This window comes from Streptosporangium minutum, from assembly GCF_002149035.1.
Lineage (GTDB): Bacteria > Actinomycetota > Actinomycetes > Streptosporangiales > Streptosporangiaceae > Streptosporangium > Streptosporangium minutum.
In genome coordinates, this window is record NZ_NGFP01000044.1 from 24,380 (window position 1) to 43,159 (window position 18,780).

General features: G+C 68.6%; 21 protein-coding genes. 12 read left to right on the forward strand and 9 right to left on the reverse strand.

All coding sequences use genetic code 11. The annotated features are described in order from the left end of the window. The first annotated feature begins 35 nt into the window (after positions 1-35). Positions 36-698, forward strand: a complete 663-nt coding sequence (msrA, locus tag CA984_RS12450) for a peptide-methionine (S)-S-oxide reductase MsrA (RefSeq protein WP_086571449.1) — start codon at positions 36-38, stop codon at positions 696-698. Positions 699-1,383: 685 nt separating this feature from the next. Then, entirely contained in the window at positions 1,384-2,364 is a 981-nt protein-coding gene (locus CA984_RS12455; protein WP_086571452.1) for a hypothetical protein, read from the forward strand. Between the two features lie 490 nt (positions 2,365-2,854). Here the strand turns inward: CA984_RS12455 and CA984_RS12460 are convergent, their stop codons facing one another. Next, positions 2,855-3,208: a helix-turn-helix domain-containing protein gene (locus tag CA984_RS12460; RefSeq protein WP_242675908.1), complete on the reverse strand. Its 354-nt coding sequence runs from the start codon at positions 3,206-3,208 to the stop codon at positions 2,855-2,857. Between the two features lie 285 nt (positions 3,209-3,493). Between CA984_RS12460 and CA984_RS48640 the strand changes: the two genes are divergently transcribed. The 3 genes from CA984_RS48640 to CA984_RS12475 all read left to right on the forward strand — a co-directional run bounded on the left by CA984_RS48640 (position 3,494) and on the right by CA984_RS12475 (position 5,532). Next, positions 3,494-3,622 (forward strand): hypothetical protein, encoded by a 129-nt coding sequence (locus CA984_RS48640; RefSeq protein WP_278249004.1) that lies wholly within the window; start codon positions 3,494-3,496, stop codon positions 3,620-3,622. 205 nt (positions 3,623-3,827) lie between these two features. Continuing rightward, a complete protein-coding gene (locus CA984_RS45465; RefSeq protein WP_133061644.1) occupies positions 3,828-4,280 on the forward strand; it encodes a hypothetical protein in 453 nt (150 codons plus the stop codon). Positions 4,281-4,515: 235 nt separating this feature from the next. Beyond that, on the forward strand, positions 4,516-5,532 hold the full coding sequence (locus CA984_RS12475; protein ID WP_086571456.1) for a nuclear transport factor 2 family protein: 1,017 nt from the start codon (positions 4,516-4,518) through the stop codon (positions 5,530-5,532). On the opposite strand, the gene CA984_RS12480 is transcribed toward CA984_RS12475, so the two are convergent. Next, the gene (locus CA984_RS12480) at positions 5,525-8,212 is read right to left on the reverse strand and encodes an AAA family ATPase (RefSeq protein ID WP_086571458.1); all 2,688 of its coding nucleotides are present in this window, start codon (positions 8,210-8,212) and stop codon (positions 5,525-5,527) included. The genes CA984_RS12475 and CA984_RS12480 overlap by 8 nt on opposite strands. Positions 8,213-8,404: 192 nt before the next feature. On the opposite strand from CA984_RS12480, the gene CA984_RS12485 reads away from it, so the two are divergent. After that, the gene (locus CA984_RS12485) at positions 8,405-8,824 is read left to right on the forward strand and encodes a hypothetical protein (RefSeq protein ID WP_086571460.1); all 420 of its coding nucleotides are present in this window, start codon (positions 8,405-8,407) and stop codon (positions 8,822-8,824) included. 366 nt (positions 8,825-9,190) lie between these two features. On the opposite strand, the gene CA984_RS46045 is transcribed toward CA984_RS12485, so the two are convergent. Continuing rightward, positions 9,191-9,364: a hypothetical protein gene (locus tag CA984_RS46045; protein WP_165781217.1), complete on the reverse strand. Its 174-nt coding sequence runs from the start codon at positions 9,362-9,364 to the stop codon at positions 9,191-9,193. Positions 9,365-9,717: 353 nt separating this feature from the next. Here CA984_RS46045 and CA984_RS46050 point away from each other — a divergent pair, with 353 nt between their 5' ends. From CA984_RS46050 to CA984_RS12500, 3 genes are read left to right on the forward strand one after another with little or no spacing between them, the layout of a single operon-like run. Beyond that, the gene (locus CA984_RS46050) at positions 9,718-9,891 is read left to right on the forward strand and encodes a hypothetical protein (RefSeq protein WP_165781216.1); all 174 of its coding nucleotides are present in this window, start codon (positions 9,718-9,720) and stop codon (positions 9,889-9,891) included. A 41-nt stretch (positions 9,892-9,932) separates the two neighbouring features. Beyond that, positions 9,933-10,244: a hypothetical protein gene (locus CA984_RS12495; protein WP_086571464.1), complete on the forward strand. Its 312-nt coding sequence runs from the start codon at positions 9,933-9,935 to the stop codon at positions 10,242-10,244. Continuing rightward, the gene (locus CA984_RS12500) at positions 10,220-10,636 is read left to right on the forward strand and encodes a PIN domain-containing protein (protein WP_086571466.1); all 417 of its coding nucleotides are present in this window, start codon (positions 10,220-10,222) and stop codon (positions 10,634-10,636) included. Before CA984_RS12495 ends, CA984_RS12500 begins: the two co-directional genes overlap by 25 nt. 237 nt (positions 10,637-10,873) lie before the next feature. On the opposite strand, the gene CA984_RS48645 is transcribed toward CA984_RS12500, so the two are convergent. Both CA984_RS48645 and CA984_RS12510 read right to left on the reverse strand, forming a co-directional pair. Next, on the reverse strand, positions 10,874-11,005 hold the full coding sequence (locus CA984_RS48645) for a hypothetical protein (protein WP_278249005.1): 132 nt from the start codon (positions 11,003-11,005) through the stop codon (positions 10,874-10,876). A gap of 254 nt (positions 11,006-11,259) precedes the next feature. Further along, positions 11,260-12,246, reverse strand: coding sequence for an NAD(P)-dependent alcohol dehydrogenase (locus CA984_RS12510; RefSeq protein WP_086571470.1), 987 nt, complete (start codon positions 12,244-12,246; stop codon positions 11,260-11,262). A 404-nt stretch (positions 12,247-12,650) separates the two neighbouring features. On the opposite strand from CA984_RS12510, the gene CA984_RS12515 reads away from it, so the two are divergent. Then, positions 12,651-13,286, forward strand: coding sequence for a DUF2306 domain-containing protein (locus tag CA984_RS12515; protein ID WP_165781218.1), 636 nt, complete (start codon positions 12,651-12,653; stop codon positions 13,284-13,286). Here CA984_RS12515 and CA984_RS12520 read toward each other — a convergent pair. From CA984_RS12520 to CA984_RS12530, 3 genes are all read right to left on the reverse strand, one after another. Continuing rightward, positions 13,259-13,915 carry a response regulator gene (locus CA984_RS12520; protein WP_086571473.1) on the reverse strand — a complete coding sequence of 219 codons (657 nt, stop codon included), beginning with the start codon at positions 13,913-13,915 and terminating at the stop codon, positions 13,259-13,261. The two genes, CA984_RS12515 and CA984_RS12520, sit on opposite strands and share 28 nt — an antisense overlap. Then, entirely contained in the window at positions 13,912-15,051 is a 1,140-nt protein-coding gene (locus CA984_RS12525; protein WP_165781219.1) for a sensor histidine kinase, read from the reverse strand. Before CA984_RS12525 ends, CA984_RS12520 begins: the two co-directional genes overlap by 4 nt. A gap of 354 nt (positions 15,052-15,405) precedes the next feature. Further along, on the reverse strand, positions 15,406-16,272 hold the full coding sequence (locus CA984_RS12530) for an alpha/beta fold hydrolase (RefSeq protein WP_086571477.1): 867 nt from the start codon (positions 16,270-16,272) through the stop codon (positions 15,406-15,408). A 61-nt stretch (positions 16,273-16,333) separates the two neighbouring features. Between CA984_RS12530 and CA984_RS12535 the strand changes: the two genes are divergently transcribed. Beyond that, entirely contained in the window at positions 16,334-16,834 is a 501-nt protein-coding gene (locus tag CA984_RS12535; protein ID WP_086571479.1) for a MarR family transcriptional regulator, read from the forward strand. Positions 16,835-17,115: 281 nt separating this feature from the next. Here the strand turns inward: CA984_RS12535 and CA984_RS47085 are convergent, their stop codons facing one another. Next, a complete protein-coding gene (locus CA984_RS47085) occupies positions 17,116-17,280 on the reverse strand; it encodes a hypothetical protein (protein ID WP_207620835.1) in 165 nt (54 codons plus the stop codon). Between the two features lie 336 nt (positions 17,281-17,616). Here CA984_RS47085 and CA984_RS12545 point away from each other — a divergent pair, with 336 nt between their 5' ends. Further along, entirely contained in the window at positions 17,617-18,657 is a 1,041-nt protein-coding gene (locus CA984_RS12545; RefSeq protein ID WP_086571481.1) for a DUF3800 domain-containing protein, read from the forward strand. The last annotated feature ends 123 nt before the right edge of the window (positions 18,658-18,780 follow it).

An 18,780-nucleotide genomic window follows, 5' to 3' on the forward strand; every position in this document is an offset into this window, starting at 1 on the left:
TGGCTCTGGCAGAAAGTGTCAGGAGGAGGTTCGCAATGGGCTGGCTGTTCGGCAAGGACAAGACTTCCATGGTGTCCCCGGAGAACGCGCTCCCGGGCCGCGACACACGCATGGCGGTGCCCGCGCGTCACGCGGTCCTCGATGCCCCGCTCGCTCCGCCGTACCCCGAGGGGAGTGAGATCGCCGACTTCGGCCTCGGCTGTTTCTGGGGCGCCGAGCGCAAGTTCTGGCAGACCCCCGGCGTGGTGTCGACCTCGGTCGGCTACGCGGGCGGCTACACCCGGAACCCGACCTACGAAGAGGTCTGCAGCGGCCAGACCGGCCACACCGAGCTCGTCCGCGTGGTCTTCGACCCGTCCAAGGTGTCCTACGAGGAGCTGCTCCGCGTCTTCTGGGAGGCCCATGACCCCACCCAGGGCATGCGCCAGGGCAACGACGTCGGCACCCAGTATCGCTCGGCCGTCTACTTCCACTCACCCGAGCAGGAGAAGTCCGCTCTGACCTCGCGTAACGCCTACCAGAAGGTGCTCACCGAGTCCGGCTACGGCAAGATCACCACCGAGATCGCCCCAGCCGGCGACTACTTCTTCGCGGAGGATTATCACCAGCAGTACCTTTTCAAGAATCCCGGAGGCTACTGCGGGATCGGCGGAACGGGCGTCGCCTGTCCAGTCGGCCTGACGTCCGGCGACGCGTAGACCTGCGGAGATAGCCAAATCCTGGCCCGAGATCACCCGGTTCACCCGGTGTCGATCTTGGGCCAGAGGTGTTTCCGGCGAGGAGTTTCATTGCAGGGTTAAAGGCGATCCGCCTTCGGCAGCTCGCCGCGCGTCGGGCGGTCGCTGGCCGCGCTGCGGCTCTTCGGCCGGTCGCGGCCACGCCGCCCTACGCTCCACAGCCCCCAAAGGGGTCACATATCGGCCAGCCTGGTGCATTCGATTTCGCCAAGCTGGCTGTGCGCCGTTTCATTGGTGACAATCTCACCGCGAGGTGTGGCATGCATCACTGCTGTCCTGTCCACGGCTTTAGCTTGAGACTTCACGGTAAGTAATTAGTTGAGGTGGGACGATCGGCACATTTCGGTTCCTACCGCAGAGGGTCGGGGCCGATCGCTGCCGCGACGCTTCCGGTGCTCGGCCCAGAGGCCTGCGCTCCGGGTCGGCTGCCATCGTATTACCCTTGCCGTTCGTCTCTATCAGGTCTTCTCCACTGTATGGTCGGGACACACGGTATGAGCCAGTCGCAGAATCACCGATAAATCAATCTTGGCGATTGCTTGCAATAGCGTGTGCGATCTGGTCTTGGTCAGTGCCCATGCAAGCAGCCGACGAGATCTCTGTATGTTCATGTGAGCGACTATTAAAAAGAGGACGAAAGGGATCGATGACGAGTAGGAGCTTTCACAAGATTGCCTTCGGCGGCATCGCCCTTGCCGCCGTCGCGATCGCGACGGTATCCGGCGGCAATTACCTCCTGTCAACTGCCAACGCCGGAGACACCTCGCAGAGCCGCGCCGCGGTCGTCACTCCGCTCGCGAACCACGACCCGGAGGTGCGGGAGGCGCTGCTCGCCCTGTTCTCCGGGTCGGCGACAAGATATGCGGCGCAAGAGGAATTAGTGCAACGCTGCATGAAGAAACGTGGATTCACCTACGTCCAAAACCCCTCTTCGGCGACGGACGTCGCCCCGACCCTCGGCGAGGATCCCTACGGCCTCACGGTGGAGCAGGCGCAGAGAACGGGCTACAAGTCCGCGGAGAACGCCGGAGACTCCCCGGGAGAAGTGGACCGATCAGGTATCTCGAAGCTCTCGGAAGAGGAGCAGAAGCGGTGGGGCGAAGCGTTCTTCGGTCGTGATGACGCACCCGAGATAAAGGCAGACCTACCGGGCGGAGGAAGAGTGGGGACGACGAGCGAGGGATGCCTCGCCGAAGCGAGGGAAAAGCTCTACGGCTCGCTGAGCGATTACGTGAAGTTGACTCACCTGGCCGGAAATCTTCCGATACGGGCCAGGCGGGAGGCGTCGTCGGACGCCGACATGGCGCGTATCGATTCCGCGTGGTCGTCGTGTATGGCGAGCAAGGGGCACTCCGGCCTCAAGAATCCGGATGCGGCGAGAGGCAGGTCGCTGGAGTCGCACCGGCGGCTCGGCATCGGATCGGACGAGGCGCACGCCCAGGAGATCTCTCTCGCCGTCGCGGACGCCGAGTGCGAGAAGACGACCGACTACGCCGCACAGCGAATCCGGATCGAGGACCGTTATTACGAGAAGATGTTGCAGAAGTTCGCCAAGGAGCTGGCGGACGCCAGGAAGATGAACGCCTCGGCTCTCCTGCATGCGAAGGAGGCGCTGGGGGCTCGGTGAGAGAAGGATCTCCGCCCACCGGACTCTGTGACCGCGTCGTCGTGCCGGCGCAAGGCCCCCCGTACCCGTTCCGACGGCGCCTCCTCGGCGAGATCTAGGGCACGCCGTACGGGTCTTCCCGGCCAGAGGGCACGACATCGTGAACGAGTGCGGCGGTCGCCTCCTCCTGTCCCCGGAGGCGACCGCCGCACTCGGCCGTACAGCCCCGCGACACCGCTCCTTCCGGGACGCCGCCTCCGTGGACGTTCCCGCGCCCCATGAGCGAGCTGCCGGTGGGCGGCCTCCAGCAACGCCGCGAACCGCCACGGGCCAAAGCCCTTGACCTCCCCGGAACGGCCACGCCGCAGCAGCATCCGGTACATCAACCGGGTGCGCTGCCCGGGCTTGGCACATACCAATCCGGCCAGGCACACGCGGCCGTACCTCTTGCCGGTCACCCGTACGGCCAGCGTACGACCGCGCGGCGCCCAGGTGGTGGCCTTGGGCGGCCTCAGGTTCTGCCCGGCCTCGTCTTCCCAGCACAGCCAGGCGCCCAGGTCGAGCGTCGCCCTTTTATCGCCGGCCACTGCTCGGCGGCCCACTGCTCGATCATCTCCTCGTCGCGCTCGGCGGCGCGATGGACCGGCGTCTGCGGAGTCCAGTCGAGACGGTGCAGCAGGTAGGAGACCCCACGCGGGGTGTAGCGGACGCGAAACAGCGCAGCGATCAGATCGGCGATGCGGGCCAGGGTCCAGCGCTGGTCCTCGAGCGGCATCGGCGTCTCCTGCCCGGTCGGTCTGACGACGAGCGAGAGCTGATCAGTCGCCGGGCAGGATCGTGAGTCGTTGCCATCAGGAGATGGCAAGGGGCAACGATGAGATGGTCACGCTGATCCAGGGGCTCGACCTGGTGAAGGTTGAAGCGCCCGGTCGTGTCCTGGGCGAGCAGGCGGACCGTCGGACCGCCATAGCGCCATAGCGATGACGGCGTTGGGTCCGGCACTGCTCGCCAGGCGTGGCATGTCGGCTCCCATGCTGGTCGGTCTGCCGCCGTTCCCCGGCATAGGGGTCTCGCCCCCCGTACTCCAGACGATGCAACATTTCGGGGCTCTGGTGCGTCTCAGCCGGGATGAACGAGAGGATTCCCGCCCGTGGATGACACGCCGGATTTCGCGGACTTCGCCGCCGAGCGGATCGATGCGTTGTTCCGCTATGCCTACATGCTCACCGGCAACCCGCATGACGCGGGGTGGACTCGCCGGCGGTGGGCGAAGGTGTGATCGCCTGGCTCAAGTATGTGGACCGAGACATCCACATCATGACGATTCCGGTGACCGGGGGCGCTCCCCGCACGGTGGTCTCGTTCCCGGCCGAGCTGGATGGGGACAAGGTGAACGGTGACACCATCTACGGTGTGGACCTGGCCGTCGGAGGCGGCAGAATCTTCTGGTCGTCGACCAAGTCGGGGGCGTCAACCAGGTTCCGGTGGCGGGCGGCGAACCGTCGTTCGTGCCGGGCACGGAGGGGCTGCGTCTCTTCTCCTGGCCCTGGGCGGGGCGTCCCGCCGATGGTCCGGCGGCCATGACGAATCTGCTCAACCTGAGCACAGGGGAGCGGCTCGAAGATCCAGCACAGGCGTGGTGCGATGTGACCTGGTGCCTCATTGGCAACCAGGCGACCCGCCGCGACGGCAGCCAGGTTCTGGACCTGCCGGGCGACAGCCCCCGGTCACTCGTGGCCGACCGCTTCGTCACCATGAATCAGGCCGACGAGCAGGGACGGAAAGCCACAGTGATCTTCGATCTCGCCACCCCACGGGCCGGCAGACTGTGGATTCTCAACGACCGCAAGGCATCCCCCACCCTCTACACCGATAGGGAAATGCGCTACTTCAAGCGCGGTGACAAGTGGACCGTCATTCACGACCCGGACCGTTAGGCCGGGAAGCTCCGATCCTGCGCCGGCTGGGCTGTCGGCTCTTGTAACGCGCCGACGAGCGCGGCGAGATGCCGTGGAAGCGCGGCCGGCGTCGAAGGGCTCCGCCGGACCCGGTGGCGCTTCCCATGGCCTACCTGGTGCGGTGCGTCTGGTTACCGTCACGTTGACAGATTTGCCGCGAAGGTGATCGGCCTAATTTCGGTGGCACCTGAAAGAACATCGAAAGGGGCAGGTCATGAAGGCGATGCGGGTGGCGGGGATGGGCCTCGCAGCCGGGGCAGTGCTGGCGCTGTGCACGATCACGGGGCCGGCGCAGGCGACGGAAGGAAGCTGGGACAGAGCGGCGGGCTGCGCGGAGGCGCGGCCGGAGGTCACCTCCATCAGCGGCTGGGTGTCACCCAACGCCTGCACCTTCATCAAGCGGCAGATCAAGTTCGGCAAGGTCACCACCCCTGACCGGGTGGGCGCCTACGTCGGCATGTGGTCCAAGGACGCGACGCTGTGGGAGCCGGCGAAGGCGAGCACGCCACTGCTCCAGGGTGAGGAGGCCATCAGAAAGGCGATCAGCGGATCGCTCAGCCTTGTCCCCGACTTCCGCTTCCGTGGCACGCGCATCGCCGTGAACGGTCCCGCCGTGATGTTCGAAGCGCACAACGAGGCCACGATCAAGGGACACGAGGTCGCCTACCCTGCGGTCTACCGAGTCCAGTTGACCGACGGTGGCGAGGTCGTCCAGGGCCGCCGCTACTACGACCGGCACACCTGGTTCAAGCCGCTCGACCCCGAGCTGCCCGACCTGTTCGCCGACGTCGCCGACGGCAGCACCCCCGACCAGGGCCGCAAGCCCGTCCTCGACCCCGATGAGCTCGTCGCCCGTGCCGAGGCATGGAACGGCGAGGACGCGGAGGCCCTGGTGGAACGGCTCACCGGCGCACCGCTGTCTGCCCCTGGCCTGAACGGCGGCACGCTGCGCACCACGCAGGGCAAGCTCGCCTACTTGAAGAGGTTCTTCGACCAGGTCAGTGATGTCCAGCTGCAGCCGGGCCAGGCCGTCAAGGTCAACGGCGCGACGTACTTGGAATGGCACGGCACGCTCCTGCCCAAGGGCCAGACCGACCCGGTCAGCTTCGGCGTCATCGAGCGCGTCGGCGACACCGGTGGCGTCTCGAGGGACTGGACCCTGACCTTCGACCAGCTGCCGCTCGTCGCCGACGGAGCCAAGATCACCGAGCTGTACGGCAGGCTCAGGTAGCGATCGCGGCCAGCTCGGTCCGCGAGGAGATCCCCAGCTTGGGGAATGCCTTGTAGAGGTGGTAGCCGACGGTGCGCGGGCTGAGGTACAGCTGGGCCGCGATGTCGCGGTTGGACGCGCCCGTGGCGGCCAGCCGTACCACCTGCCTCTCCTGCGCGGTGAGGACGCTGAGCGGATCGTCCGCCTGGCGCGGGGCTGCGGGGACGTCGCCGGTGGCGCGTAGCTCCGCGCGGGCACGCTCGGCCCACCGCGCCATGCCGAGCCGGTCGAAGGTCTCCAGGGCGGCGCGCAGCTGGGCACGGGCGGCGGCGCGCTTGCGCGCCCGCCGCAGCCACTCGCCGTAGAGCAGCCGCGTGCGGGCCTGCTCGTGCGGTTGCTCGCCCTGCTCGTGCGCCCGCATGGCCTCCTTGTACAGGTCCTCGTCGTTCTCGACGAGGGCGCGGCAGCGCAGTACGACCGCGTCGGCGGACGGCACGCCGACGCTGGCCGCCCAGCTCAGGTAGTACGCTAGGGGCTCGCGCGCCCGCTCGGGCTCCCTGATCCTGACGGCGGCCTCGATCCGGTCAGGGGCGAAGAAGACGGACACCGGCGCGTTGGCGGCCGAAATCCTCTCCAGGATCCCCAGCGACGCCTCTGGACGGCCCAGCGCGAGCTCCAGCCGCCCGAGCCCGGCCATCGCGACCGCCTCGGCCGCGCGGAGCCCGCGCGTTCCCGCCTGTTCCAAGACGGCCGCGGCCGCCGTTCGGCACCCCTGCTCGTCGCCCAGCTCGCCGCGTGCCAGGGCGAGCAGCGCGGTGAGCGCGACCGCTCCGTTCCGCTGCCCCAGATCGCCGGTTACGGGGATGATCTCCTCCAGCTTGGCCGCCGCCTCGCGATACCTGCCGAGCAGCATCTGCGCCTGCAACCGGGTCTCCACGGCGGTGGTCAGCCAGCCGCCCATGTCGTTGTCCCTGCACTCGGCCTCGACGCGTGCCGCGGCGGCCTCGCCCTGACCGTAGCGCCCAATCGGCGCGCACAGCTGGGCCACGAAGAGCATGCCTGGCACCTGGAGCGCGGACAGATCCGGAGCGAGCACCAGCTCCTGCATGAGCGTGACCGCCTCCTTCAGGTCGCCGGTGACCAGTGCGGCCAGCCCGAGCGCGCCGCTCACCAGCGGAGAGCCGATCTCGGGCAGGGACCTGAGCAGCCTTCCCGCCTGCTCCGCCAGGCGCGGGTCACTGGCGTACCACCCGCAGCGCACCGCCTCCACGATCAGGTAGGCCGCCCGCTCGGCGTCCAGCGGGGCGACCCGCTCCGCGCCGGCGATGATGAGCTCGCCGGCCGCGGCCTGGCTGCCCTGCTCGAACTCTCGATGGGCGCGCACCTGTATCAGATGGGCGAGGGCCAGCGGGTCCTGGATCTCCTCGCTGGCCCGGCCGGCCAGCGAGCCCGCGCGGGTCGGCTGGCCCGCGTCGCTGGCCGCCACGGCCGCCGCAGCCAGCCGTACCGACCGCTTGGCGGTGTCGGGGGTGAGTTCGGCGGCCCGCTCGTAGGCCGCGGCCATGGCCGCATAGCCGGAACGGGTGCGCGCCCGCTCCGCGGCCAGCTCCAGCTCGCGCGCCACGTCCTCGTCAGGCGTGGTCGTCGCCGCGGCCAGATGCCAGGCCCGGCGGTCGGCGTGCTCGCCGCCGTCGAGCACCTCGGCGAGCGCACGCCGTACGGCCAGCCGCGACGTCAACGGCATGTTCTGGTAGGCAGCGGCCCTGATGAGCGGGTGCCTGAAGACCACCGCGGCCCCGTTCACCGTGACCAGCTTGGCCTGCTCCGCCGCTTCCAGGTCCGCCAGCCCGGCGGAGAGGGACTCCGCGGCGCGCAGCACGATGCCAAGGTCGCCCGTGTCGTCGGCGGCGAGCACCGCGAGCAGGGCCTGAGCCGTGTCGGGCAGCGCCCTGACCTGCTGCTGGAAGGCCTGCTGCACCCGGTTGGCAACCGGAATCGTGGTGAACGGGCTCAGCTGCCCGGCCTGCTGCTCCGCGGTGAGCGCGGACGGCAGCTCGATGAGCGCGAGGGGATTGCCGCCCGCCTCGTCCAGGACGCGGCCACGCACCTTCGGCGCCAGATCCCCGGCCGACTCGGCCAGCAGCGCGACGGCGGCGTCGCGGTCCACACCGTCCAGCCAAAGCTCGGGCAGCCCCTGTGGGCGGAACTCCTCCCTGCCCGCGAACACCAGCGCGATGCCTTCCGCGTCCAGCCGCCGCGCCACGAACACCAGCGCGTCGATGGACGCCCGATCGAACCACTGCGCGTCATCAACCAGGCAGAGCAGCGCCCCGTCGCCTGCGACCTCGGCCAGCAGGCTGAGCACGGCCAGCCCGACGAGGAACCGGTTCTCCGGAGCCGCCGCCCCCAGCCCCAGCGCGCCCCGCAGCGCCGCCGCCTGTGCCTCGGGCAGCATGGAGATCCGGTCGAGTTCGGAACGCAGGAGCAGATGCAGGGCGGCATACGGCAGTTCCGCCTCGGACTCGATGCCGACCCCGTGGAGCACCCGCACCCCTGCGGCCCACTCCCTAAGGTGGCCGAGCAACGCGGTCTTCCCGATACCCGGCTGGCCGCGTACCACCAGCACACCACTGCGCCCGGACCGCGCGTTCGCCAGCAGCCGGTCCATCTGAGCCTGCTCCGCAGCCCGCCCGTACAACATGGCCGAAATCTAGCGGAACACGGATCCATACCTCCGTGCTGGCGGCAGTGGCGAAGGCCAGGTGCCCGCCCAGTGCACGAGCGGGTGACCGTGACCGGGCACTACCGTCACGATGACAGATTCGGCGCGGCGTCGACCTGCGTAATTTCGCTGGCACAGGGACGACGGCGTCCCGCGCGAAAGGATCTGATCATGGCCCCCATTGCCACCGCGCCCACCACTGCCGCCAACTCCAACGCCGAGGCCAAGCTGCTGCGGTTCGCGCTCAAGCAGGACGCCATCGGGTCGGGCGCCAACGGCCTCGTCTTCCTGGCCGTCGCAGCGATCTTCGGCTCGATGTTCGGCCTGCCCGCCGCCTTCCTCGTGCCGGTCGGCGTGTTCCTGGTCGCCTACGCCGCGACCCTCCTCTACCTGGCCACCCGTCCGGTGGTGAACAGGGTGGCGGTGATCGCGGTGATGGTGGTCAACGTGGCCTGGGTGGCGGCCAGCGCGGAGATGCTGATCGCCGGATGGTTCCCGGTGGCCGGTCTGGGCACGGCCTTCGTGATCGTCCAGGCGGCAGTGGTGGCGGGTTTCACCGGCCTGCAGTTCGCCGGGCTCCGCAAGGCCTGAGCGAGCTGCGTGGCAAGGCACACCGGCTCGCATGCTCGTAATGTGTCCACAGGGAGTAGCCGGACTGTGAGACTTCCGGGCGGCGTCGCCTGCTCGGAGGTTTGGCCGGGCCGCCGGCGGAGACGCGACCTGGGTCGGCGTGAGGGCGAGTTTCCGAGCCTCCTGCCAGACGTAGGAGTGGGCGGAGCCGGGAACGTGGCGGGTGCGGCAGGCTGGGAGCGAAGGACCTGATCGAGGTCTGGACGCTCCTCGAAGAGGACATGGGTGGCTTTTTGCCGGGCTTCTAACGGTTGCACGGGCGACGCGCCACCTTGAGGTCGCGCACGTCCGCGCCATGGTCGTCGTAGGGATCTGGCCTTTCTCGCGTCAGGGACGGTCGATCAGCTCGCCGACGTGCAGGGTCGCGGTGAGCAGCTCGGGGTCGCCGGTGCGGTCGTACGGTCCGCCACCGGCCTGGCTCGCGTGCTCCGCGACGCGATGTTTCCGGTGCTCATGAACCGATTCGGCAGCCCCGAAGCCTTGGCCTGGTTGTACGACCACCGCATCGACTTCGACCTCTTGAGGGGCTCCGACTGTGCGGGGCCGAACGGCCGCCCCGCTGGAGCGATTGTTCAGGTCCCGGTTTCCCGGAGGCGTGAGACGGATCTCCCGTTCCCGCCGGGAATCCGCTCGCGGTAAGTTCGACCGGCTCGGCACCCCCGGTGGCGGACGCATGTCCGCCGCGCATCGACCGGACGGTTGCCGGTACGTCCTTCGCGGCCGCTCCTGGCGCGATACGGTGCCGGTTTCTTGAACGCTCGCTGAGAGTGCCTGGGTGAACCGCCCGGTCATCACGGCCTGGCCGACCTGCCCGAGACAGAGAGATCTCCGGAGTCTGCGGAGGACGAGACTTAATGCTTGAAGTGACTCGCTACCACCAGCAGTACCTTTTCAAGAATCCCGGAGGCTACTGCGGGATCGGCGGCACCAACGTCAAGCTAGGTGACCCATCTCAGTGGGGCGCCTGCCAGACGGGCCTGGCTCCCATCGAGGAGGAGGGCTCGACCGTCCGATCCATCGATGGGTGAACTTCCCAGCCATTTGCTACTTTGAGTAGTAAACTAGCCGCATGAGTGTGCCTGAGCGGGAGTTCGCCCCGGGGGACGGCCCGGCGGCCAAGGTCAGTGTCTCCTTGCGTGCGGGGAACATCCGGGCGGTCAGGGAACGGGTCGGAGCGCGCGGGTTCTCCGCCTATGTCGACGCCGCGGTTGAACGTCAGATCGAGCGGGACCTCTTGGAGGAGGCGCTTCAGGCGAACGAGACCGCCTGTGGACCGATTCCGCAAGAATTGCGCGATGAGGCGGCGGAGCTGTTTCGCAGCGTGAAATCCGCACCCGAGCTCCAGGAAGAAGGCGGATGGCGCGCGCACGAAGCAAGCTGAGCGCGGGCACCGTCGTCCTGGACTGCGAGGGGCTCGTCAAGTGGTGTGAGGCCGACCGGCGGGTGATCGCGATCGTACGGGAGGCGCAGGACAACGACTTTCGGGTCGTCGTCAGTGCGATGACGCCGATCGAGGCTCAAGACGTACGTGTGAAAAGTGATCGCCTCAAATGGCATCTGTCCCGGCTGAAGGTCGAGCCGGTGACCGAAGAGGTCTGTGTGCGGGCGATCGAGCTCCTCCGCGAGACGCGGCTGCATGGTCACAAGTACGCCGTCGATGCCGTAGTGGCTGCCACCGCCTTGCGTGCGGTCAGGCCGGTGATCGTCCTCACCTCCGATGAGGACGACATGTACAAGCTCTGCGGAAAAACCGTCAAGGTCGTCGGAGTCTGAGGCCCACGGGCCACTTGGCAATACACGATGGCCGGGACAGGGATCTCATGCCCGGTCGGTCTGATCTCCGGTGACACGTAGACCTGCGGGTCTCGTCAGATGCCGGCCCTTGGTCGCCGGGCATGTCCGGTGCCGACCTTGGGACAGAGATGTTTTCGGCGGCACGGGGTTGGGGGCGGCCCGCTGCGCGGCGAGCCCAGGAGAACCGGCAGCGGGGACCGCCTGAGGTCGTGACGATCACCCACTGTCCAGCCGCCGGCTGACGCCCTCCAGCCGCTCGCGCATCGACCGGTCCAGCCCGCTGTAGTCGTAGCCGACATTCCGGCTGCACCCCTGCCACGGCACCAGGTTGGCGCAGGAAACCGCCACGTGGCTTCTGGTGCCGATGACGGTCGGGCGGAGCCCGGCATACCGGGGGGATGAAGCCTGTTCACGCAGGTGAGGAGCAGCCGCCTGCCACGACGCCGGCGTCAGGTCCACCAGGCTCAGCCCGGCGCCGAGTGCCGTGACGATACCGGTCCGTCGTGCCGTGACGACACCGGTCCGCCGTGCCGTGGCCCTGGTCCGTCGCGCAGCCGGCAGGCCGGATCGAGGATCGCGGTCGGAAGCATGGATCCGGTGGCTCAGACCACGATGACGACCTTTCCCGGCGCGTGCCCTTCTTCCATGTATCTGATGGCGGCCGGGATCTCCTCGAACGGATAACTGCGATCGATGACCGGAGTGATCCTGCCGTCCTCGATGAAGTCGGTCAGCGTCATCAGGTTCTGTCTGTTCCTCACGCATCGGACCACGTCCGCGATGACCACCCGCTGGGACACGAACGGCGACATCGCGAGGGCCGAGAACACGTGACCGACGGGTTGTAGCCATCGGCCGCCCGGCCCGCCGACGACGACGTAGGTCCCCTTGGGCGTCAGCACCCGCCGGCACGCCGATCCCGGGCGGCTTCCGGCGATGTCCAGCAGCAGGTCGTAGCGCTGTCCGTGCCGTGTGAAATCCTCTTTGGCGTAGTCGATGACCTCGTCCGCGCCGAGCGATCGGACCAGGTCGGCGTTCCGTGCGCTGCAGACGCCGGTGACCTCCGCGCCGAACGCCTTGGCGATCTGCACGGCGAACGTGCCCACGCCTCCCGAAGCCCCGTTGATGAGGACTTTCTGTCCCGGCTGGATCCGTCCCCCGTCGCGCAGGCCCAGCAGGGCTGTGCCGGCTGCCAGCGGCACCGCCGCCGCCTGCTCGAACGACAGGTTCTTCGGTTTGGGCGCCAGCTCGCTCTCCCGGACGCAGGCGTACTCGGCGAAGCCGCCCTGTTTGGGCATCGCGAACACCTCGTCGCCGGGGCGGAACTCCGTCACGTCCTTGCCGACCGCCTCGACCTGCCCCGCGATGTCGGCGCCCAAGACACTGATCTTCGGTTTGCGTAGCCCGGGACCGCCGCCCATCAGTCGCGCGACGTACGGCTCCCCTCTCATGAGGTGCCAGTCATAGGGCTGGACGGAGGTGGCGCGTACCCGGACCAGCACCTCGTCGTCACCCGGCACGGGCATGTCGATGTCGGTGAGCTCCAGCACGTCTGGTGAGCCGTACGAGCGCAGGACGAACGCCTTCATCTCATTCTCCTCGTCCACCGCGGGTACGGGTGCAACCGTGCCGCGGGTTCTGCCGGGGGCCGGCACACTCACAGATCGATGTCGTGGCCCGCGTCGACGGGGCGGAGGTATCGCCGGCCGGATGTCGGCAGGCGTGTCCCGAGCCACGGAATCAGCGTAGAAGGCCTGCGCAAAGGACTCATCAGCCGAAAGTACGCCTGATTGGCGGATGATCGGCCGGCTCGGATCAGACCGTTCTGCCGATGAACCGCCGCCGTCTCGGCCGCCACGATCGGGTCATGACCGATGAGAGCCTGACAGGACATCCCCTGTCTCCGCAGTCGCCGCGGAACGGCCGGCCGACGGATGACCGGAACACGGCAGGAACTTCCGCCGCAGCCTCCTCCACCAGGGCGGATTGGCTCGTGCCCGCCGCGCTGATCGTGCTCAGTGCCGTTCCCGTGATCGCCGGTGCCGTCCGCCTGACCGAGCTGACGGGCGGCGCGGAGATCACGCCGGAGAACGCGCGGTTCTTCGCGGTGCCCCTGCCCGTGGTGCTGCACATCCTCGGCGCCATCCTGTACGGCGTGCTGGGGGCCTTCCAGTTCGCCCCCGGGTTCCGCCGCCGGAGGCCCGGCTGGCACCGCGTCGCCGGGCGGGTCCTGGTTTCGTGCGGACTTGTCGCCGGGCTGTCGGGTCTGTGGATGACCCTGCTCTATCCTCGCCCGGTCGGTGACGGTGACCTCCTCGCCGGCTTCCGGCTCCTGTTCGGCTCGGCCATGGTCCTGTGCATCGTTCTCGGTTTCGCCGCGATCCGGCGGCGGAACGTCGCCCGGCACCGCGCCTGGATGATCCGCGGTTATGCGATCGGCATGGGCGCGGGTACGCAGGCACTGACCCACCTGTTCTGGTTCCTGATCTTCGGCCCGCCTGGAGAGTTCCCCAGAGCGCTGCTCGTGGCCGCGGGCTGGGTGATCAACCTCGCCGCGGCCGAATGGATCATCCGTAGGCGATCGGCCCAGCCGGCCCCGGCTCAGTTCTTGACGCGGTTGGTCTCATAGGCCCACATGGCGATCTCGACGCGGTTGCGGGCGCCGAGCTTGGCCATCAGGCTGGCGATGTGGGACTTGACGGTGCTGAGAGAGATGTGGAACTCATCGGCGATCTCGTTGTTGGTCCGTCCGCGTGCCACGGTGGCCAGGATCTGTTCTTCCCGGTCCGTGAGCGTCTCGATGGGGTGCGCCGGCGGTGAGACGGGCCCGGCGTTGGCGAAGGCGCCGAGCAGCCGTGCGGTGACGCTCGGGGCGATGAGCGCGTCGCCGTTGGCGGCGGCGTGGATGGCCTGGGAGAGCATGGCGGCGCCGGCGTTCTTGAGCAGAAAACCCCGGGCACCGGCTCGCAGGGCGGCGTAGACGTAGTCGTCGAGGTCGAAGGTGGTGATGACGACGACGGCGAGCGGATCGGCGACGTTCGGCCCGGCGAGGGAGCGGGTGGCCTCGATACCGTCAAGGCCGGGCATGCGGATGTCGAACAGGCACACGTCGGGGCGCAGGCGCCGCGCGAGTTCGACGGCTCGCCGTCCGTCGGCGGCTTCACCGACGACCTCGATGCCCGGTTGGGCGTCAAGGATCATCACGAGCCCGGTGCGGGCGATCTCCTGGTCGTCGGCGACGATCACTCGGATGCTCATGTCGCCGCCCCGCTCCGGGGCAGTACGGCGGTCACGGTCCAGCCTCGGTCGGGGTCGGGGCCTGCTTCACAGGTGCCGCCGAGCAGGTCAGCGCGTTCGATCATGCCGATGAGCCCGTATCCCGGCGGCGCGGCCGGGCGTATGGGGCTGCTGTCGCCGTCGTCGCTCACGCGCAGGCGCACCGATGTGTCGTCGGCGGTGACGCGGACCTCGATGCGGGTGGCGTGACGGGCGTGCCGCTGGGCGTTGGTGACCGACTCCTGGGCGAGGCGGTAGATCGCGGCCTCGACCGACGGGGGGAGGTCGTCGAGGTCACCGGAGATCTCCACGTCGACGGAGGGGCCGGAGCGGCCTCGGCTCGCGAGCTGTTCGAGATCGGTGACGCGTCGGCCGGGCGCCAGGTCCGCGGGCTGGTCCCGGCGCAGGATGCGGACCATGGCACGCATCTCGTCGAGGGCGCGTGCCGCCTCGACCTCGATCAAGCGGAGCGCGTCGGTGGCGGCGTCCGGTCGCGACTCCGACGTGGCGAGGCCCGCCTGGGCGCGGATCGCCATCGCCGAGACGTGATGGGCGATGGTGTCGTGCAGGTCGCGGGCAAGCTGTTCGCGTTCGAGCAGCTTGATCTGGTCGAGCTCGCGCGTCCTCGCCCTGGCCCGGTACCGGAGTGCCCCGCCCAGGGCCATGGCCGAGAACATGACGGCGAACGCGCCGACCATGTCGCCGGGGGTGATGCGGCCGAGGAGCAGCGAGAGGGAGACCGCGACGAGCATGATCGTCAACCCGAGCGCGACCTCGCGTCCTGACCCCCACCGGAACAGCGAGTACACCAGGATCAGCAGGTACATCATCGTGTACGTCTCTGCGGAGTCGCCGCCCGTCAGCAGCGGGGCCAGGCTCGTGGTGGCGAAGACGATCGCGACCATCGGCAGCGGCCTGGTCCGGCGCCACAACAGCGTGGGCACCAGGCCGACCGTGAGGATCACCGAGACGGCCCGCCACGGAAGGTCCGGCCGCAGAAGCCCTTCGAGCACCGCGACCGGTACGAGCACTCCCACGAGCACCCAGTCCCGCCATACCCGCGGCGGCGGGTTGGGGGGACCGGGTTCGTCCCACACGGAGCGAAGAAGGGGGGGCACGTGAACATGGTACGAGAGCCCGTGCTGATCGGGACGGCCCAGCGCACGGGGACGCACCCTCCGCCGACATGCGGGAAACGAGTCGCCGCCCGAGGAGCACCGCCGCCCTCGGTGGCTCTTTGAAGTACCGGACGGCTACCGCGGGATCGGCGTCAAGCTGGGTGACCCGTCCCAGTGGGGGCGGCCAGATGGTTGGTGTCGCGGTCTCCCGTCTCCAGCGGCGCGTGTTGGCCGCCACCCGGCCGGGCCCGTTGCCATCGTCTGCGGCCTCGCGCGTGTACGGGGCGGACTCGGAAAGGCGCCGCAGCTGCGGGGGCCTACGGCCTCAGGGCTGTTCGGGGGTTTCCTTGTTTCTCACGTCGCCGCCCTGTCGAGGAAACCGACGACGCGGGTGTTGAGGTCGGCGGCCTCGTGCCAGGGCATCGCATGGTGGGAGAGACCCGGCAGCACCGTGGTCTCCGCGTGGGGGAGAAGGCGCGCGACGGCGGATGCGATGCGGTGAGGGGCGTGGGCCCTGCTGCGTCCGGCGAGGAGCACGAGAGTCGGCGTCGTGAGTGTGCGCAGCAGTCCGGGCTCGGGCCGCTTCCCGGTCACGATTCTCGCGTCCGGGAACTCCGCGGCCAGACCGTACAACCGCAGCCAGGCGGGGTCGGCTTCCGCACCGTCGGTCTCCCACGTCAGGAGGGTTCGCGCGCGCGAGGCCGTCGGCCGGATGAGGTACGGCAGCGCGCGTGCCAGGTATCCGACCCGGAATCCTCCGAAACACTGCGTCGGATCGAGAAGAACGAGCCGCCGGACCCGCTGGGGCGCGTGGAGGCCGTACGTCAGGGCGATCCACCCGCCGTAGGAGTGCCCGCACACGGCGGCGCTCTCGATCCCGAGCCCGTCGAGCACCCCGTCCAGCCAGTCGAGCAGGTCGGGGACGTTGCGAAGGGGGCGCTCGCCCCGGAGGCTCCGTCCCGGCTCGCCGATGCGGTCCACGGCATACACCCGATGCCGGCGCGCGAACTCGGCGACGTTGGCGAACCACATCGTCGAGGTCGTGCCACCGCCGTGCAACAGGATCAGCGGCGGGCCGTCCGCGGGCCCGCACGCATTCACTCGTGTCGTGCCGTACGCCGACGGCAGGTCGATCGGTTCGACCCGGACCGGCCAACGCTCCAGGACCGCGTCATAGGCGTCAAGGAAGGCCGCGTTCGCACCGTGGTCGTCATCGGACATGCCTCACCTCGACAGATGGCTTGCTCAACAAGAATCTCGCTGAGCGAGATATTGTCATAATATGGCAGTGGTCAGGAAGGAGACAGACGAGGTGCACGAACAGGACGCCGGGTTACGAGTGGTACATCTGCTGCGTGCCGTCACCGTGGAACTGGACCGGATCGGGGAGAGGTTCGCCGCCCGGCACGCCCTCCACCCGACCGATGTGCGTGCGCTCATCTGCCTCCTGGACGCCGCCCGCACGGGCACGCCCGCCACCCCGGGAACGCTGGGGGCGCATCTCGGTCTCAACTCCGCGGGCACCACGGCGGTGATCGACCGTCTGGAAAGACTCGGTCATGTGCGCCGGGAACGCGACACCCGAGACCGCCGCCGTGTGCTGCTGCGAGTGGACGAGAGCGCCGTCGCGCTCGGATGGAGCTTCTTCGGCCCGCTCATCCACGAGATCGTCGCCGTCATGGGACGGTTCGACGCCGCGGACCAGGCGACCATCGAGGGTTTCCTCGTCGGTGTGCACGAGGCTGTCACCCGGGAACGGGCCAGCCGGGAACAACACCTGTGACGTTCCCTCCCGGCCGCCTCGAAGCAGGGGAGGGAGAGGCCGGTGCAGACCTGGTTGAGGGCGGTGGGCAGCAGGGTTCGGGCCGTGGTTCCGCCGCCGGGTGACAGGGGCGGGTCCGTCCAGATGACGAGCGTGACCTCGTTGTCCGGGTCGTGGCCGACGAAGGAGTTGAAGGCGGGGAGTTCACCGCCGTGGTAGTACATCGAGGCGTTCGGACCGAAGTGCTGGTAGGCGATGCCGTACCCGTACTTCTGCCCGTCGGGCGCGGCCGGGTCCTCGGCTTACGGGTTGTGGAGCCACTGCCGCTGGAACGCGGGGATGAGGACCTTGCCCGTCACCAGGGCCCGGATCCAGGTGGCCAGATCGTCCGCGGTGGAATCGTCCGCAGTGGAGATGACGCCTCCGGCGGCGGTGGCGTAGGAGGGGTTCTGGTGGGTGTAGTCCACCGCCCGGCCGTTCCTTCGAAGCCCCGCCGTTCCCGATGAACCGGACGACGCCCATCTCCGCTGACAGCCGGTCGGGCGCGCGCCGTTACGAGCACGCTGCGGCTGCCAGACCGGATCCGGGGCTGGGTCGACGGCCCTACCCGGACCGAAAACCTATTATCTTAAATAAAGGCCCGTTGATAGAGTCGGGCGGTAATTTCCATGGGGGTTCGCCGCGTAATACGCGGGCCTCCGGCCGGAGCGGGATCCATTGCGCGGGCATCGACGTGCCCCATGTATTCCAGAGCAGCTCATCCGTGAGGGAATCAGTCAGTGACAGGCGGTCGCGAAGATCTCATGCAGGCGGAACCTCCATCGACTGGCCACATTCTTGAGATCGCCTGTGACGAGTCCGGTTCGGAGGGCGGGAAGCTCATCGGCGGAAACACCGACGTTTTCGCGCATGCCGGAGTGCGGTTGAGCGCCGAATCGGCGGCGGAGTGCATCCGGGAAACACGGGACAGGATAAGATCTCCGGCAACGGAGTACAAAGCCAATCATCTGCTCCGTGAGAAGCATCGGCCGGTCCTCGAATGGCTGCTCGGGCCCTCCGGGCCGATTTACGGGAACGCGCATGTCCATCTGATCGACAAGACGTTCTTCGCCGTCGGCAAGGTCGTCGACCTGCTCGTCGGAGAGGTCGCCCACGCGGCGGACACAGGCCTGTGCCGGGACCGGCAGGCCGAGGCCATGGCTGTCACCCTGTACCGCGAGGGGCAGCGTGCGTTCGGGAGTGAACGGTGGAACGCCTTTCTGGAGTCGTTCAACGATCTGATGCGCGCCAAGACGTCCGCCGACTCGTTCTTCCGTACGGTGGACGCTCTGAGCCTCGCCGGAGCGGGCGGCCGGGTGGGGGAAATCATGGAGCTGCTGAGGCGGGCCAGGCCTCACGCGGACTCCTTCCGGGCGCGGCTTCTCGACGATCCGAAGATGATTCCGACACTGGACCCTCTGATCCCGGCCATCGTCCAGGCTGTCGTCCACTGGGGTGCGGGCGGAATCTCCGTTTCGATCGTTCACGACGAGCACAACGCGTTGACGGAGAAGCGCATCGCGCAACTCAAGGAGATGTTCGGCGCGCCGCACGCCACTGACCTCCGTCATGCGTCCCCGGGGCGGCTGGCCGGCCTGAGGCTCGTCGACTCGCGCTCGGATCCACGGGTCCAGGTCGCCGATTTCCTCGCCGGAGTGGCACGGAAGATAGCGTCGGACGAACTCAATGATCGAGGCGACGCCGACCTTGTTGCGTTACTACGCCCATATGTGGATCCATCCTCGATCTGGGGGGACGACCGTAGCTGGGCCCTGCTGGGACCTTCGCCGGGCAGCCAGACGTGAGGATCGCCCAGCCCTCCTGACCGGGGACCGCACCGRGCCGGGGACCGCGCCGAGCCGGGGACCGCGCCGAGCCGGGGACCGCGCCGGACCGGGGGCCGCGCCGGACTGAGGATCGTGCCGGGG